Raw genomic sequence first — 14552 nt, forward strand, 5'->3', positions numbered from 1 at the left:
CCAGCGGGATGGCGTGCTATGATCGTCGTCCACCCGAGGAGTCACCATGTTCGAAACCGCTACCCTGTTGCTGTTTGTCACCTCTTCCTTGCTGCTGGCCCTGGCGCCCGGTCCGGACAACCTGTTTGTACTGACCATCTCCATTGCCCGGGGGCCCGCGGCGGGAGTGATCACCACCCTCGGTCTCTGCAGTGGACTGTTTGTACATACCGGCGCGGTGGCGCTTGGGGTGGCGGTGTTCATCCAGGAGTCGGCGCTGGCGTTTTCGCTGCTCAAGATCGGCGGTGCGCTGTATCTTGCCTGGCTTGCCTGGCAGGTGTTCCGGGCGCCGGCCGAGACATTCACCTCGCGCACCAGCAGTGAAAGCTACCGCCGACTCTACCTGCGTGGCGTATTGATGAACATCATGAACCCCAAGGTGTCGCTGTTTTTTCTGGCCTTCCTGCCCCAGTTCGTCAGCCCGGCACAGGGCAGTGTCACCCTGCAGATCGCCATCCTGGGCCTGTTGTTCATGCTCAGCGCCCTGCTGGTGTTTGGATTGATCAGTCTGGCCGCAGGAAGAATCGGTGCCTTTCTGCGCAAAGGCAAGGGCGCCCTGATTCTCAACCGGTTGAGTGGCGTGGTGTTTGCCGGTCTGGCGGTGAAGTTGCTGCTGTCGGAGCGGTGAGACAGCGAAATAAATACACTCTAGGAAAGCAGTAATACATGGAGTGAGGCGCACACTGATCAGCCTGCCTCTCTCTGTTGACCGTCTCCGCTATCGTTGCAATCACTCATGTCTGTAAATCATAAAACCAGATAGAGTTTCGCCCGGCTTCCTTGGCCTGATACATCGCCTTGTCTGCCCATTTGAGGATGTCGTCCTGGCTGGCTTCGTGATTGATAAACATGGACACCCCAATACTGGCGGTGCAGCGATGCTCGATTACATCATCTGATTGTCCTTCGTGCCTGATGGGCAACCGATAGGGTTCAGATAATGCACTGCGGATTTTTTCTGCCACGATCCTGGCCTGTGAAATTGATGTGGCTTTATCCGGGGTCAAGTCGCGTAATATCACCACAAACTCATCGCCGCCGAAGCGCGCCACGGTGTCCGTCTCGCGCACGCAACCCGTCAGTCGATCCCCTGCTTCACTTAACAGCAAATCGCCCACCGCATGTCCATGGGTATCATTCAGTGGCTTGAAGTTATCCAGATCAAGGAATATCAACGCACCATAGCAACCACTGCGACTGCTGGCAGCCATGGCTTGTGCCAAACGGTCGTTAAGCAGGCGGCGATTCGGCAGATTTGTAAGCGTGTCGTAGAACGCCAATTGTTTCACCTGGTCCTGCATCTGTTTACGCTCGGTGATTTCCCGGGTAATGCCGTGGTATCCGGTAATCGCACCCTGCGCGTCGCGTTCGGGTTTAGACAACACTTCTCCCCATATCACTCTGCCATCCTTGCAGCGATGCTGTGCTTCGAAAATTACAAAGCCGGTCTGCTCTCCGTTCTTTTCAGCAATCATCCTCTTCCGCATCATCTCGGTGACGACGGCCGCACCCTCTTCGGTGAACATTTCCAGCGCATGGCTACCGAGTACTTCATCGGCCCGGTAACCCCGCAGTCTTTCATCGGCTGGGCTGATATAGGTGAAGCGGAGGTCCCCATCTGTCTTCCAGACCACATCGGCGGTATCCTCCGTCAACAGACGATAGAGGGCCTCGCTGGTATGGATCTTCTCTGCCGCGGCACTGCGCTCAATGGCTATACTGGCCAGATGGGCGGATTGCTCCATGATGGAAAGATCATATTCCGAGGGGCTGCGTGGTTGACGATGATAAATGGCAAGTGTGCCCAGCACTTGACCCGATGACGAGTGGATGGGTTGTGACCAGCACGCGCTTAATCCGGCGCTGGCCGCAAGTTCCTTGTAGTCTGCCCAAAAGGGATGGGTGGCTATGTCATTAACAATGACACGCTTTCCGGTAAAGGCCGCTGTACCACTCGAACAGACTCCCATGCCAATTTCAGTGCCACTGAGGGCGGTGCTATAGAAATCAGGCAGGCTGGGCGCCGCGCCGATTTCGAGATGTCTGCCTTCGCTATCCAGCAACAGGACACTACAAAGCATTGCCGGATTGAGTTGTTCCATACCTCGTGCGATGGTGTCGAGTATGGCGGGAAGTGGTTGACCACTGGCCAGCATTTCCAATGTATGGCTGCGAAATTGTTCGTACAATCCAGCCTGCTTGCGCTCGGTGATGTCGGTGTAGGTGGTGATGAAGCCGGCCACTTTGCCATCTATCTGCATCGTGCGCCCTTCCACATCGATGGTTTGCCCCTGTGGCCGGGTTCGCTCCATACGATGAGCCTCAAAACGCAAGGCAAGATCCACCACTTCCTGAACCTTTTTTTCCGGGTCAACCGCACCGTAATCGCCGCGCTTGGCGTTATAACGAATCACATCTTCCAGGCGCACACCGGTACGCATGAGCTCCTGTGGGAGCTCAAGCACATCGAGAAAGCGCTCATTCCACAGCACCAGGTTAAGCTGCTCATCCATCACGGTGACCCCCTGTGGCAGGCTGTTCAACACCGTGTCCAGATAGGTAGCGGTGCGTTTTGCCTCTTGTTCGGCACGCTTCCTTTCCGTGATATCCGTATAGATGGTGACGAAGCCGCGGCCATCGGGCAGGGGGGTGCCGCGAATCTCGAGCACCGTGCCGTCTGGCCGGGTTCGCTCGTAGACATGCGGCTCCATGTTGCGCGCACGTTCCAATACCTGTTGCGCCAGTATTTCATGATCACCGGGGCCATAGTCCCCACGACGTGCGTTGAAAATCGCCAACTCGTACATCGTCGGCATTCCGTTCTTAAATAATTCGGGGGGGAAATTGAGCAACTGTTTTAGTTGCTCATTGCAGGCAATCATCTGCAGATCAGGGTCGAACAGGGTGATTCCGCTTGGCAGGAAGTCAATAATGGTCTGCAGGACGTCGGTGTTTTCCGGTTTTACGTCATCAACAAGTGTTTCGGACATGCCTTCCCCTCAGCCAAACAGCCTGTTGCTATTCCTGATGATGCAGGGTTTGTTTCCGACCAGCAGTACAGCGCTATGCTAACTCGCCCATCTGGAGGTGGGCGCCTAATATCTCTATTTCGGCTCGAAATCCGTATTCTTTAGGGGTTTTGAATTGGAACGGATTTGGAGCGGCTGCTGGCAGCCAGTGCGGTTCCGCTGGAGGATGCTTCAGGGTATTGCGTATCCGAAACCGAGAATAATATCGATCGCCTCGGGGCTCTTGATAAAGGTCATGAACTCTCTGGCCACCGGATTCTCCTCCAGCAACACGGCCTGTTGCTCAATGGGGGTATATTCCGTTGGCGGAATCTCCCACAGCGATCCTTCAAGGGGATGGCCGGGCCGTTTTACCTGGGAGTAGGCGACGATGCCCAGTTCGGCACTGCCGCTTCTGACAAACTGGAAGGTCTGACCGATATTCTCACCACGGACCATGCGGTCCTGCAGTCCCTCCCAGAGTCCCCGTGCCTGCAGGAACTGCTGGGCGGCCTTGCCATAGGGGGCCAGTCTTGGATTGGCGATGGCCAGGTGGCGAAACGGTTTGTGTTGCAGAATTTTACCCAGCGCATCCACATATCCCGCTTTTGGACTCCACAGCACGATATGTCCCACGGCATAGGTGAAGCGGCTGCCGGGCAGGGCGACCCCCTCTTTTTCCAGTAATTCGGGTCGGCGGGCATCGGCGGCAAAAAAAGCGGCAAAAGGAGCGCCGTTCTTGATCTGGGCATAATGTTTTCCGGTAGCCCCGAATATCAGATTAATCCGGTGTCCGCTTTGCGTCTCATAGCGGCTGGCAATCTCTTTTATCGGCTCGGCGAAGTTGCTGGCGACTGCAATATTGACCTCATCGGCCGTGGCGGGATTTATGATCAGCAGTGCCAGGGAGGTGACGGCCAACAGGTGTTTCCATGTTGTTTTTTTCATTTGTCCGTTACTCTCGGGTATGGATTACTCGTTATATTGTGATGGATATAACGACAGGAAAAATTTTCACATGCCCAGTTTTTCCGAACCTCCGGCCAGATATGCTTTGAAATCACCGTAGGCGGCCCAGAATGTATTGATGGCGCGTTCGCCGGTTTCGGTCAGTACAGCACCGCCTCCGCCACGTCCCCCCGTGGTTTTGGTGACCACCGGCTTCCGGCTTTGCCGATTCATCGAATCGACCAGTTTCCAGGCGCGCAGGTAGGACATCTCCAGGGCGCGGGCAGCGGCACTGATGGAGCCGTGTTCGCGTATCTTTTCCAGCAATACGACACGACCATAGCCGAGAAACGTACCTTCCGGTCCTTCAATCCAGAGGCGTCCGCGTAGTCGGTAGTGATTGCTCATGGTTTGTCTGTCGATTGTAATCGGGAACTGCATCGTAATATTTCACAGAATATAACGCAATCAGCTTAAACCAGGAGGGTGGTGCGGGTGACAGCAGCGAAAAACAAACGGACCAAGTCTTGACGCCCCGTATAGCTCCCACTATGTTTATTCAGACGATTTATAGATAAATCGTTTATATAACGAATTCATAATGGCTGGGGTGGCCGTGATTTGAATACTGTTGCAGCCATGGCTGGTGCCGGTAATCCACCCGGTGATGTTTGTTGGCAGCGTTTTCGCCCATCGACAGCTGGCTGCCCCGCATGATGATCCGGGCAGACATTTTTTTATTTGGAATGTTTTCTCGATGAGTGACGTAGTGAAACAATACGAGGGTGTGGTCTCCAGCAAGTGGCAGTTCTGGATTGACCGGGGCGGTACCTTTACCGACGTGGTGGCACAACGTCCCGACGGTACGCTGGTGACCCATAAGCTGCTGTCGGAAAACCCGGCCCAGTACCCGGACGCGGCGATTCAGGGCATCCGGGACCTGCTCGGTGTGGCCCGGGATGAGCCGCTGCCGGCCGCGCAGATCGACGCGGTCAAGATGGGCACCACGGTGGCCACCAACGCGCTGCTGGAGCGCCGGGGTGAACCGACCCTGCTGCTGGTGACTCGCGGCTTCCGGGATGCCCTGCGCATCGGCTACCAGACCCGGCCCGATCTGTTCACCCTGGATATCGAGCTGCCGGAGATGCTCTACAGCGAGGTGCTGGAGGTGGACGAGCGGATCGGGGCACAGGGTGAGGTGGTTCGTCCGCTGGATGGGGTGTCGACCCGAGCGGGACTGCAGGCCGCCTATGATCGGGGACTGCGCAGCCTGGCGGTGCTGTTTATGCACAGCTATCGCTATCCGGAGCATGAACAGCGGGTGGCCGAAATCGCCCGGCAGATCGGCTTCAGCCAGATCTCCATCAGTTCTCAGGTGAGCCCCTTGATGAAGCTGGTGAGCCGGGGTGATACCACGGTGGTGGACGCCTACCTGTCACCCATTCTGCGCCGTTATGTGGAGCAGGTCGCGGGTGAGCTGAGCGGCATGCAGGAGGCCGGTGGCCGCCTGCTGTTCATGCAGTCGAACGGCGGACTTACCGACGCCTACCGGTTTCAGGGCAAGGATGCGGTTCTTTCCGGCCCGGCCGGTGGTGTGGTGGGTATGGTGCGTACCGCCGAGGCGGTCGGCTTCGACAGGCTGATCGGCTTTGACATGGGGGGTACCTCCACCGATGTCAGCCACTATGCCGGTGAGTATGAGCGTGCCTTCGAGACCCAGGTGGCCGGGGTACGGTTGCGCGCGCCGATGATGCTGATTCATACCGTGGCCGCCGGCGGTGGCTCCATGCTGCAGTTCGACGGCGCCCGCTTCCGGGTCGGGCCGGAGTCGGCGGGGGCCAATCCGGGGCCGGCCTGTTACCGCAATGGCGGGCCGCTGACCGTGACCGACTGCAACGTCATGCTGGGCAAGCTGCAACCGGATTACTTTCCCAGGGTGTTCGGTCCACGGGCCGATCAACCGCTGGACCGGGCGGTGGTGCAGGAGCGCTTCCGGCAGCTTGCCGGGGAGATCAACCGGGCCACCGGTGAGCAGCGCACACCGGAGCAGGTGGCAGAGGGTTTTCTCGCCATCGCCGTGGTCAACATGGCCAACGCGATCAAGCGCATCTCGGTACAGCGTGGTTATCACGTGTCGGAATACACCCTCTGCTGTTTCGGTGGGGCCGGCGGCCAGCACGCCTGCCTGGTGGCCGACTCCCTGGGCATGAAACGGGTCTATCTGCATCCCCATGCCGGTGTGCTCTCCGCCTTCGGTATGGGGCTGGCCGATCGTCGGCTGATGCGTGACCAGGCGGTGGAAGCGCGTCTGCAGGAGTCGCTGATGCCGGAGCTGGTGGCCGGACTGGAGCGGTTGCAGGGTGAGGGCGTGACGGAGATGCGGGCACAGGGGGTGCAGGCCGGGGCAATCCGCTGTGAACGCAAGATGCACCTGCGCTATCTGGGCTCGGATACCGCCCTGCTGGTCGCCTTCTCCAGCCTGGCAGGGATCCAGAGCAGTTTTGAACAGACCCATCAACAGCGCTTCGGCTTCATTTCGCCGGAGAAACCGCTGGTGGTGGAGGCGATTCAGGTGGAGGTGATCGGTGCCGCTGAACAGCCTGCGCTGGTCAGCGAAAGTCCTGCGGGTCAGGGGGAGTTGAAGGCGTTGTCGGTCCAACCCACTGTGATGAACGGTGCGACGGTTGATACGGCCTTTTATGACCGCGATACGTTGCCCGTCGATCGGCCGGTTCAAGGCCCGGCAGTAGTGATCGAACGGACCGGCACCATCGTGGTGGAGCCGGGCTGGCAGGCGATCCTGACCCGGGAGAACAATATCCTGCTGGAGCGCTACCAGCCGCTGCCGACACGGGTGGCGATTGGTACCCAGGTCGATCCGGTAATGCTGGAGATCTTCAACAACCTGTTCATGTCCATTGCCGAGCAGATGGGCATGGTGCTGGAGAACACCGCCGCCTCCGTCAATATCAAGGAGCGGCTCGATTTCTCCTGTGCGGTGTTCAATCAGCAGGGCGACCTGATCGCCAACGCCCCGCACATGCCGGTGCATCTCGGCTCCATGAGCGAGAGTATCAAGACGGTGATTCGCGAGCGGGTCGGCAGCATGCAGCCGGGTGATGCCTATCTGTTGAACGACCCCTACAATGGCGGCACGCACCTGCCGGATGTCACCCTGATCAAGCCGGTGTTTGATCCGGACGGCAAGACGGTGATCTTCTACGTCGCCTCGCGCGGGCATCACGCCGACATCGGCGGCACCACCCCCGGCTCCATGCCGCCGGACTCCACCTCGGTGGCCGAGGAGGGGATACTGATCGACAACATCAAGCTGGTAGACCGGGGGCGCTTCTGTGAACAGGAGATTCGGGCGCTGCTGGCCAGCGGTCCCTGGCCGGCCAGAAATATCGACACCAACGTGGCGGATTTCCAGGCCCAACTCGCTGCCTGCGAGAAGGGTGTGCAGGAGCTGATGCGCATGGTGGAGCACTTTGGCCTAAAGGTGGTGCACGCCTACATGCGGCATGTGCAGGACAATGCCGAGGAGTCGGTGCGGCGGGTGCTGGATGTGCTGAGTGACGGTGAATTCTGTTACGAGATGGATGATGGCCACCGGGTCTGCGTCAAGATCACCCTGCAGCGGGAGGCGCGCCGCGCCACCATCGACTTCACCGGTACCAGTGGCCAGCATCCCGGCAACTACAATGCCCCGGCGGCGGTCTGCCGGGCGGCAGTACTCTATGTGTTCCGCTGTCTGGTGGGCGACATGATTCCGCTCAATGAGGGCTGCCTCAAACCGCTGAACGTGATCATCCCGGAAGGCTCCATGATCAATCCGGACCATCCGGCCGCCGTGGTGGCCGGTAATGTCGAAACCTCCCAGGTGATTGTGGATACCCTGCTGGGGGCGCTCGGCGTGGCGGCCGCCTCCCAGGGGACCATGAACAACTTCACTTGGGGTAACCGGCAGTACCAGTATTACGAGACCATTTGCGGCGGGGCCGGGGCGACCCGGCAACAGGACGGTACCTCGGCGGTGCACACCCACATGACCAATTCGCGGTTGACCGACCCGGAGGTGCTGGAGTGGCGCTTCCCGGTGCGCCTGGAATCCTTTGCCCTGCGCACCGGCTCCGGTGGAGCAGGACGGCACAAGGGGGGCGATGGCACCATCCGTCAGCTCCGTTTTCTGCAACCGATGACTGCCAATATCCTGGCCGGCCATCGCCGGGTGCCGCCCTACGGCATGGCCGGTGGTTCGCCGGGATGGGTGGGTCGCAACTACATCGAGCGTGTCGATGGTCGGGTCACCGAACTGGGACACCAGGGTCAGGCGGAGATGGCGGCGGGAGATCTGTTTATTATTGAAACCCCCGGTGGTGGGGGCTATGGTGAGCCAACCTGACAAAGCAGGCATCGAACTATGGAATTGACTGATTATTTGACCTTTCTGCTGATCGCGCTGGTTGCAACCGCATCACCCGGGCCGGCGGTACTGTTGGCCGTCACCAATGCGGTCACTCTGGGCATGCGGCGTACCCTGGTTGCCATTATGGGCAACGTAACGGGGATTGTGCTGCTGGCAGCGTTGTCGTCCATAGGGCTCGGGGCGCTGATTCACACCTCTGAGACGGTGTTTCAGCTGGTGAAGTGGATCGGAGGGCTCTATCTGATTTATCTGGGAATCCGTCTCTGGCGCAGTGGCTTGGGGCGGCTTCCGGTGGAGGGCGTGTGTGTTGCTTCCCGGTCGCCGGTGAGACTCTTTTTCCAGGCCTTCATGGTGGCGGTCAGTAATCCCAAGGCGATCGCTTTCTGCACGGCGCTGTTTCCCCAGTTTGTCGAACCCACAACGGCCATGTTGCCGCAGTTCACCCTGTTGGCCGGTACGTTCGGACTGCTCTCGTTCACTTTCCTGTGCGGCTATGCCCTGATGGCCAGCCGCTCCAGCGGCTGGCTGCAAAACGCCGACTGGAGTGTGCGTTTCAATCGCATCACCGGTGGGTTGTTCGTCGGCCTCGGTTCATTGCTGATCGCCGGAGAGCGCTGATCAGGGTGCTGTTCCCCGTTTGGGACATAACATTATCCAGGTAGCTCAAGATGTCTGAAAAAAAGAAGCAGCCGATCGTCTCCTCATCTCACCTGGTCTCGGAAAAGAGCATCGAGCTGAGCGAGCTGGAGTACGGCCTGATTATCGCCAATAACGCGTTCAATCGCTGGATCGAGCGCTGTATGACCGCCAGTGGCATGCCCGATCTCAATCCCACCGATATCCTCATTCTGCACAACGTCAATCATCGTGCGCGGGCCAAGAAGGTGGCGGATATCTGCTTCAATCTGAATATCGAGGATACCCACACCGCCACCTACTCCCTGCGCAAACTGGCCAAGCTGGGGCTGGTGCAGACCGAAAAACAGGGCAAGGAGAACTTCTTTTCCACCAGTGAACGGGGCGAGGCGCTCTGCCTGCGTTACCGGGAGATCCGCGAGGACTGTCTGGTGGATGCATTGGGTTTCCTGGAGACCGGTAACCAGGAGATCGGTGAACTGGCCAAGCTGCTGCGGTCTCTGTCGGGGCTGTATGACCAGGCGGCACGGGCCGCCGCCTCGCTCTAGCCCCCCCGCACCCGGGAGCGGAGTTAATTTCGTAGGTTGGGATGAGTGGAGCGAATCCCAACAGCCGGTATTGTGCGCTGCCATCTGTTGGGGTTCGCAGGCGCACCCCAACCCACACAAGCGACAGGCCATGTGGCAGCCTCCCGGTTATCTGTATAGACGGTTTCTAGTCGATACCGGATTCTGGTAAACCTGCTTTCGTTCAATGGGGATGGATTTGGAGCGGAATTGCCCTAGAGCAAATTAACTATCCGCTTTCCAGTATAAACTGGTCAGTATGTTTCCAGTGAGAGTCGATTGTACGGATTGCCATGTCATGGGATTGACCACGAACCTTGTTGATGTCGAATATTGCCGGCGGGCGTCGTATTGTCTGTCTGCAACCCTTCGGATTCTTTGGGTTGATTTTTTAACTGTCTGAAATGGCAATATTATTTTTTTGTTGTATAGAGCCGTCCCACTGTTTGAAATGGGGCGGACTGGAAGCGGAAGCGACAGTGGTTATTGGTAAGTAACGAGCCGTTAATGGCCGGTAGCCTGTCTGGCCTGTATTTTGCTCTGCTCCTGTTGATCTGAAGTCTTGAGGGCCTGACTGAACCCATGGCTAATGCGGTTGGTAATATAGAGGGGCGGCTGAATATCGGCCTGCACCTGTCCGACGGGACGGTGACAGGCGTTGATATCCGCTCTTCCCGTCCCTTGCAGACCCCGCGGATCTTTGAAGGAAAATCCGTAGAGGAGCTGTTGCAAACGCTGCCGCTGCTTTACAGCATCTGTGGCACAGCCCAGGCGCACGCCGCCGTCACGGCCTGTGGGCAGGCGTTGGGTTTGCCGGTGGATGCACGTCAGCAGTCGGCCAGAGAGAAGTTGGTCTGGTTGGAAACCGCCAAGGAACATCTGTGGCGGGTGCTGCTGGATTGGCCCGGCTTTATCGGATTGCCGCCAGCTGCCGCTGGCGTGGGTGAGATGCTGCAGCTGATCAAGCGATTTCGTGTTGCCAGCTATCCCAATGAGCGCCCCTTTATGCCGGGTGTCATGCCAGTCACTGATGGTGTCCGGGAGATGGACAGTGTCATTGATGAATTTGCACAGCTGTTGCAGGATCAGGTGTTTGGCATGCCGCCCGCTGAATGGCTCGGGCTAGAGGGCTGTCCCGCGCTTTTGCGCTGGGCCGCTGATAGCCGACTGCCGGCGGGTCGGATGCTGCAATTTGTGCGGGATAACCGTTGGGACTCACTGGGTTCCGCTAATATCGGGGTGCTCCCACCCGTGGAGCAGGCATTTCTGGCCCGACAACTGGAACGGCCGGATGCCGGGCGGTTTATTGCCTGTCCGCGCCTGGATGGCCAATGTTATGAAACATCGCCGTTCACCCGGGTGACTGATCATCCGCTGGTGGCGGCCGTAGTGGCGGAATATGGGGCCGGTCTGTTGGCCCGCTATTGTGCGAGACTGGTGGAACTGGCCGGGATACCGGGTCGACTGCGCGAAGCGGCCGGCAAAACTACCGGGAACGCTGTCGAGTCAGGTCTGCCGCCAGGCCAGGGCATTTCGCAGGTTGAGGCGGCGCGCGGTCGCCTGGTCCATTGGGTGGCGCTGGAGGCGGGGCGGATCGCCCGCTACCAGATCCTCGCCCCGACGGAGTGGAACTTTCATCCGGACGGTGTGCTGGTGCAAGGGTTGAAGGGCTTGCAGGTGAATTCTGCCGATCAGCTGCGCCGGCAGTCCGCCCTGTTGATCAATGCGATTGATCCCTGTGTGGGTTATGAACTGCGGATTGGTCAGGCGTGAACACCCTACAGCCTGTCGGCGTTTGGCAAGTAATTTTGGTGTGAATTTTAAGCATTTTTATATTCGCGTTTATTTGCGTTCATTCGCGGCTAAAAAATGGCTTTATGAAGAGAGCAACGGGCGTTATTGAATGCACGAAATGTCGATATGTGAAGGGTGAGATGGACCGAATGTCCGGTGGACATTCGCAGCGATCGAGCGACCGGCCATGGAAGGCCGGGCCGGAACCAGGCTACAGGGATGTATAGGAGCAACAGGCATTGATGTATGCACGAAATGTCGATATGTGAAGGTATCCTGCAGGTCATGGAGGAGCAGGCCACGGCCCAGCAGTTCAGCCGGGTGAAATCGGTTTGGCTGGAGATCGGCCCGTTGGCGGGTGTGGAACTGGAGGCACTGCGCTTCGGCTTCGATGTAGTGACCCGCAACAGCCTGGCCGATGGAGCAGTCCTGGAGATTATCGAGATGCCGGGCACCGCCTGGTGCCTGGAGTGTTCGAAGAGCGTGCCGATCCGGCAACGCTTTGATGCCTGCCCCGATTGCGGCAGTTTTCAATTACAGATTACCGGCGGCGACGAGCTGCGAATCAAAGAACTGGAGGTGGAGTGATGTGTACCGTATGCGGCTGCGGCGAAGGTGAGACACGAATCGAAGGCGAGGAGATGGGCCATGATCACGACCACGCTCATGGGCACCACCACCATCACCATGGTGATCACGACCACGCTCATGGGCTCCACCACCACCATCACCATGGTGATCACGACCATGACCACGGACATACCCACGATCATGGCCATCATCAGCATACTCATGGGCATCACCACGACTATGGTCAGGGCCCGGCCCACGCCCATGCGCCCGGCATGAGCCAGTCGCGCATGGTGCAGATCGAGCAGGATATCCTGGGCAAGAACAACCAGTACGCCGCCGCCAACCGGCAGCTGTTCCAGGAGCGGCAGATCCTGGCGCTGAACCTGGTCTCCAGCCCCGGTTCCGGCAAGACCAGCCTGCTGACCCGCAGTATCGACGACCTGAAAGGGGAGCTGCCGATTACGGTGATCGAGGGGGATCAGCAGACCGCCAACGACGCCGACCGCATCCGGGAAACCGGCGTGTCCGCACTGCAGATCAATACCGGCAAGGGGTGTCATCTGGATGCCCACATGATCGGCCACGCCATGGAGAGCCTGCAGCCGGCAGATAACAGCCTGCTGTTTATCGAGAATGTGGGCAACCTGGTCTGCCCGGCGGCTTTCGATCTGGGTGAGGCGCACAAGGTGGCGATCCTGTCGGTCACCGAGGGCGAGGACAAGCCGCTGAAATATCCTGACATGTTCCATGCCGCGGACCTGATGATCCTGAACAAGACCGATCTGCTGCCCTATCTCGATTTTGATGTGAATAAATGCATTGAGTTTGCCCGGCGGGTCAATCCCGATATCGAGGTGCTGCAACTCTCGGCCAAGAGCGGCGAGGGCATGGATGCCTGGTACCAGTGGATCAGGTCGCGCATGGTATAGCCTGCGGCAACCGCATGGGCACACCAAGCGCGCTCAGGAATAGTGTAGGAGCGGCGCCCCCGCCGCGAAGGAACCGGGTGGAATGGTGCCGGTTTTCATCGGCCCGGGGGCGGGCCTCCTACAGGTTTAGTGCTCGTTAGTGCTCGTTCCCACGCTCTGCGTGGGAACGCATACGATATAGAGGTGTTACTGCAATGTGTTTGGCGATTCCCGGCAAAGTGGTGGAGATCGACGCGGTCACGGATATGGCCACCGTCTCGGTGGGTAATGTGAAGAAGGAGGTCTCTACCGCGCTGGTGGAGGATGTCGCCCTCGGTGACTACCTGCTGATCCATGTCGGCTATGCCCTCAACAAAATCAGCGAAGAGGAGGCCGCCAACACCCTCCGGCTGTTTGAAGAGGCGGGCATGATGGAGGTCATGGAATGAAATATGTCGATGAGTTCCGCGCCAAGGCGACGGCGCAGAAACTCTCTGCGGCGATTCGTGCCGAGGCAAGACCTGACCGTCGCTATCATCTGATGGAGTTCTGTGGCGGCCATACCCACGCTATCTTCCGCTACGGGGTGCAGGATCTGCTACCGGATAATGTGCGGCTGGTGCATGGCCCGGGTTGTCCGGTCTGCGTGCTGCCGATCGCCCGTATCGACATGGCCATCGCCATGGCCGAGCAGCACGGAGTGACGCTTTGCTCCTATGGCGACATGCTGCGGGTGCCGGCCTCGCATCGTAAAAGCCTGCTCAAGGCGAAGGCGGGTGGGGCGGATATCCGTATGGTCTACTCCACCCAGGATGCGCTTACGCTTGCCCGCAAGCAGCCCGAGAAGCAGGTGGTCTTTTTCGCCATCGGTTTCGAAACCACCACCCCGCCCACGGCGGTCGCCATCAAGCAGGCCCAGGCGATGGGTCTGGATAATTTCTCCGTCTTCTGCAACCACGTGCTGACCCCCGCGGCGATCCAGAACATCCTGGAGTCGCCTGAAGTGCGGGAGCTGGGCACGGTCTCGCTGGACGGTTTTCTCGGCCCCTCCCATGTCAGCTCCATTATCGGCAGTCAGCCCTACGAGTTCTTCGCCGAGGAATTTCAGCGCCCGGTGGTGATCGCCGGCTTCGAGCCGCTGGACGTGATGCAGTCGATCCTGATGCTGGTGCGTCAACTCAATGAGGGCCGGCACGATGTGGAGAACGAGTACACCCGGGTGGTTTCGCCCGAGGGTAATCTCAAGGCGAAAAAACTGGTGGCGGAGATTTTTGAGCTGCGTCGCGCGTTTGAATGGCGCGGTCTGGGACTGGTGCCCTACAGTGCCCTGCGCATCAAGAAACCGTTTGCCGCGTTTGATGCCGAGCTGCGCTTTGCGGTGGAAGAGATCCCGGCGGCCGATATCAAGGGGTGTGAGTGTCCGGCGATCCTGCGCGGCGTGAAGCGTCCCACCGACTGCAAGCTGTTTGGCACCGTCTGCACCCCAGAGAATCCCATGGGTTCCTGTATGGTCAGCTCCGAGGGGGCCTGTGCCGCCTACTGGACCTATGGACGCTTCCGGGAGCAGGCGGCGTCTTGACGTCACGGTTGAGAAAACCTGTAGGAGCGGCGCCCCCGCCGCGAAGAGGGCGGGCCGGATGGGTGCCGGTTG

The 14552-nt window shown here is 59.0% G+C and carries 12 protein-coding genes; 9 read left to right on the plus strand and 3 right to left on the minus strand.

Annotated elements, in window-relative coordinates; all coding sequences use genetic code 11:
* Nucleotides 1-46 precede the first annotated feature (46 nt).
* Nucleotides 47-667, plus strand: a complete 621-nt coding sequence (locus tag A3GO_RS0117295; RefSeq protein WP_029134470.1) for a LysE family translocator — start codon at nt 47-49, stop codon at nt 665-667.
* Nucleotides 668-773: 106 nt separating this feature from the next.
* Here the strand turns inward: A3GO_RS0117295 and A3GO_RS24345 are convergent, their stop codons facing one another.
* From A3GO_RS24345 to A3GO_RS0117310, 3 genes are all read right to left on the minus strand, one after another.
* A complete protein-coding gene (locus tag A3GO_RS24345) occupies nt 774-3029 on the minus strand; it encodes a PAS-domain containing protein (protein WP_029134471.1) in 2256 nt (751 codons plus the stop codon).
* 210 nt (nt 3030-3239) lie between these two features.
* Nucleotides 3240-3995: a molybdate ABC transporter substrate-binding protein gene (gene modA, locus A3GO_RS0117305; protein ID WP_037375797.1), complete on the minus strand. Its 756-nt coding sequence runs from the start codon at nt 3993-3995 to the stop codon at nt 3240-3242.
* A 66-nt stretch (nt 3996-4061) separates the two neighbouring features.
* Nucleotides 4062-4403, minus strand: a complete 342-nt coding sequence (locus A3GO_RS0117310) for a winged helix-turn-helix domain-containing protein (protein WP_029134473.1) — start codon at nt 4401-4403, stop codon at nt 4062-4064.
* Between the two features lie 349 nt (nt 4404-4752).
* On the opposite strand from A3GO_RS0117310, the gene A3GO_RS0117315 reads away from it, so the two are divergent.
* The 8 genes from A3GO_RS0117315 to hypD all read left to right on the plus strand — a co-directional run bounded on the left by A3GO_RS0117315 (nt 4753) and on the right by hypD (nt 14480).
* On the plus strand, nt 4753-8400 hold the full coding sequence (locus A3GO_RS0117315) for a hydantoinase B/oxoprolinase family protein (RefSeq protein ID WP_051302541.1): 3648 nt from the start codon (nt 4753-4755) through the stop codon (nt 8398-8400).
* An 18-nt stretch (nt 8401-8418) separates the two neighbouring features.
* Entirely contained in the window at nt 8419-9042 is a 624-nt protein-coding gene (locus A3GO_RS0117320; protein ID WP_029134475.1) for a LysE family translocator, read from the plus strand.
* Nucleotides 9043-9092: 50 nt separating this feature from the next.
* Nucleotides 9093-9608 carry a winged helix DNA-binding protein gene (locus tag A3GO_RS0117325; protein WP_029134476.1) on the plus strand — a complete coding sequence of 172 codons (516 nt, stop codon included), beginning with the start codon at nt 9093-9095 and terminating at the stop codon, nt 9606-9608.
* 600 nt (nt 9609-10208) lie between these two features.
* The gene (locus A3GO_RS0117330; RefSeq protein ID WP_029134477.1) at nt 10209-11399 is read left to right on the plus strand and encodes a nickel-dependent hydrogenase large subunit; all 1191 of its coding nucleotides are present in this window, start codon (nt 10209-10211) and stop codon (nt 11397-11399) included.
* A 276-nt stretch (nt 11400-11675) separates the two neighbouring features.
* The gene (gene hypA, locus A3GO_RS0117335; protein WP_037375833.1) at nt 11676-12008 is read left to right on the plus strand and encodes a hydrogenase maturation nickel metallochaperone HypA; all 333 of its coding nucleotides are present in this window, start codon (nt 11676-11678) and stop codon (nt 12006-12008) included.
* 53 nt (nt 12009-12061) lie between these two features.
* Nucleotides 12062-12922, plus strand: a complete 861-nt coding sequence (hypB, locus tag A3GO_RS24350; RefSeq protein WP_335340058.1) for a hydrogenase nickel incorporation protein HypB — start codon at nt 12062-12064, stop codon at nt 12920-12922.
* 194 nt (nt 12923-13116) lie between these two features.
* Nucleotides 13117-13350: a HypC/HybG/HupF family hydrogenase formation chaperone gene (locus A3GO_RS0117345; RefSeq protein ID WP_029134479.1), complete on the plus strand. Its 234-nt coding sequence runs from the start codon at nt 13117-13119 to the stop codon at nt 13348-13350.
* Entirely contained in the window at nt 13347-14480 is a 1134-nt protein-coding gene (gene hypD, locus A3GO_RS0117350; RefSeq protein WP_029134480.1) for a hydrogenase formation protein HypD, read from the plus strand. The genes A3GO_RS0117345 and hypD overlap by 4 nt, the downstream gene beginning before the upstream one ends.
* The last annotated feature ends 72 nt before the right edge of the window (nt 14481-14552 follow it).

Source organism: Sedimenticola selenatireducens DSM 17993 (genome assembly GCF_000428045.1).
Lineage (GTDB): Bacteria > Pseudomonadota > Gammaproteobacteria > Chromatiales > Chromatiaceae > Sedimenticola > Sedimenticola selenatireducens.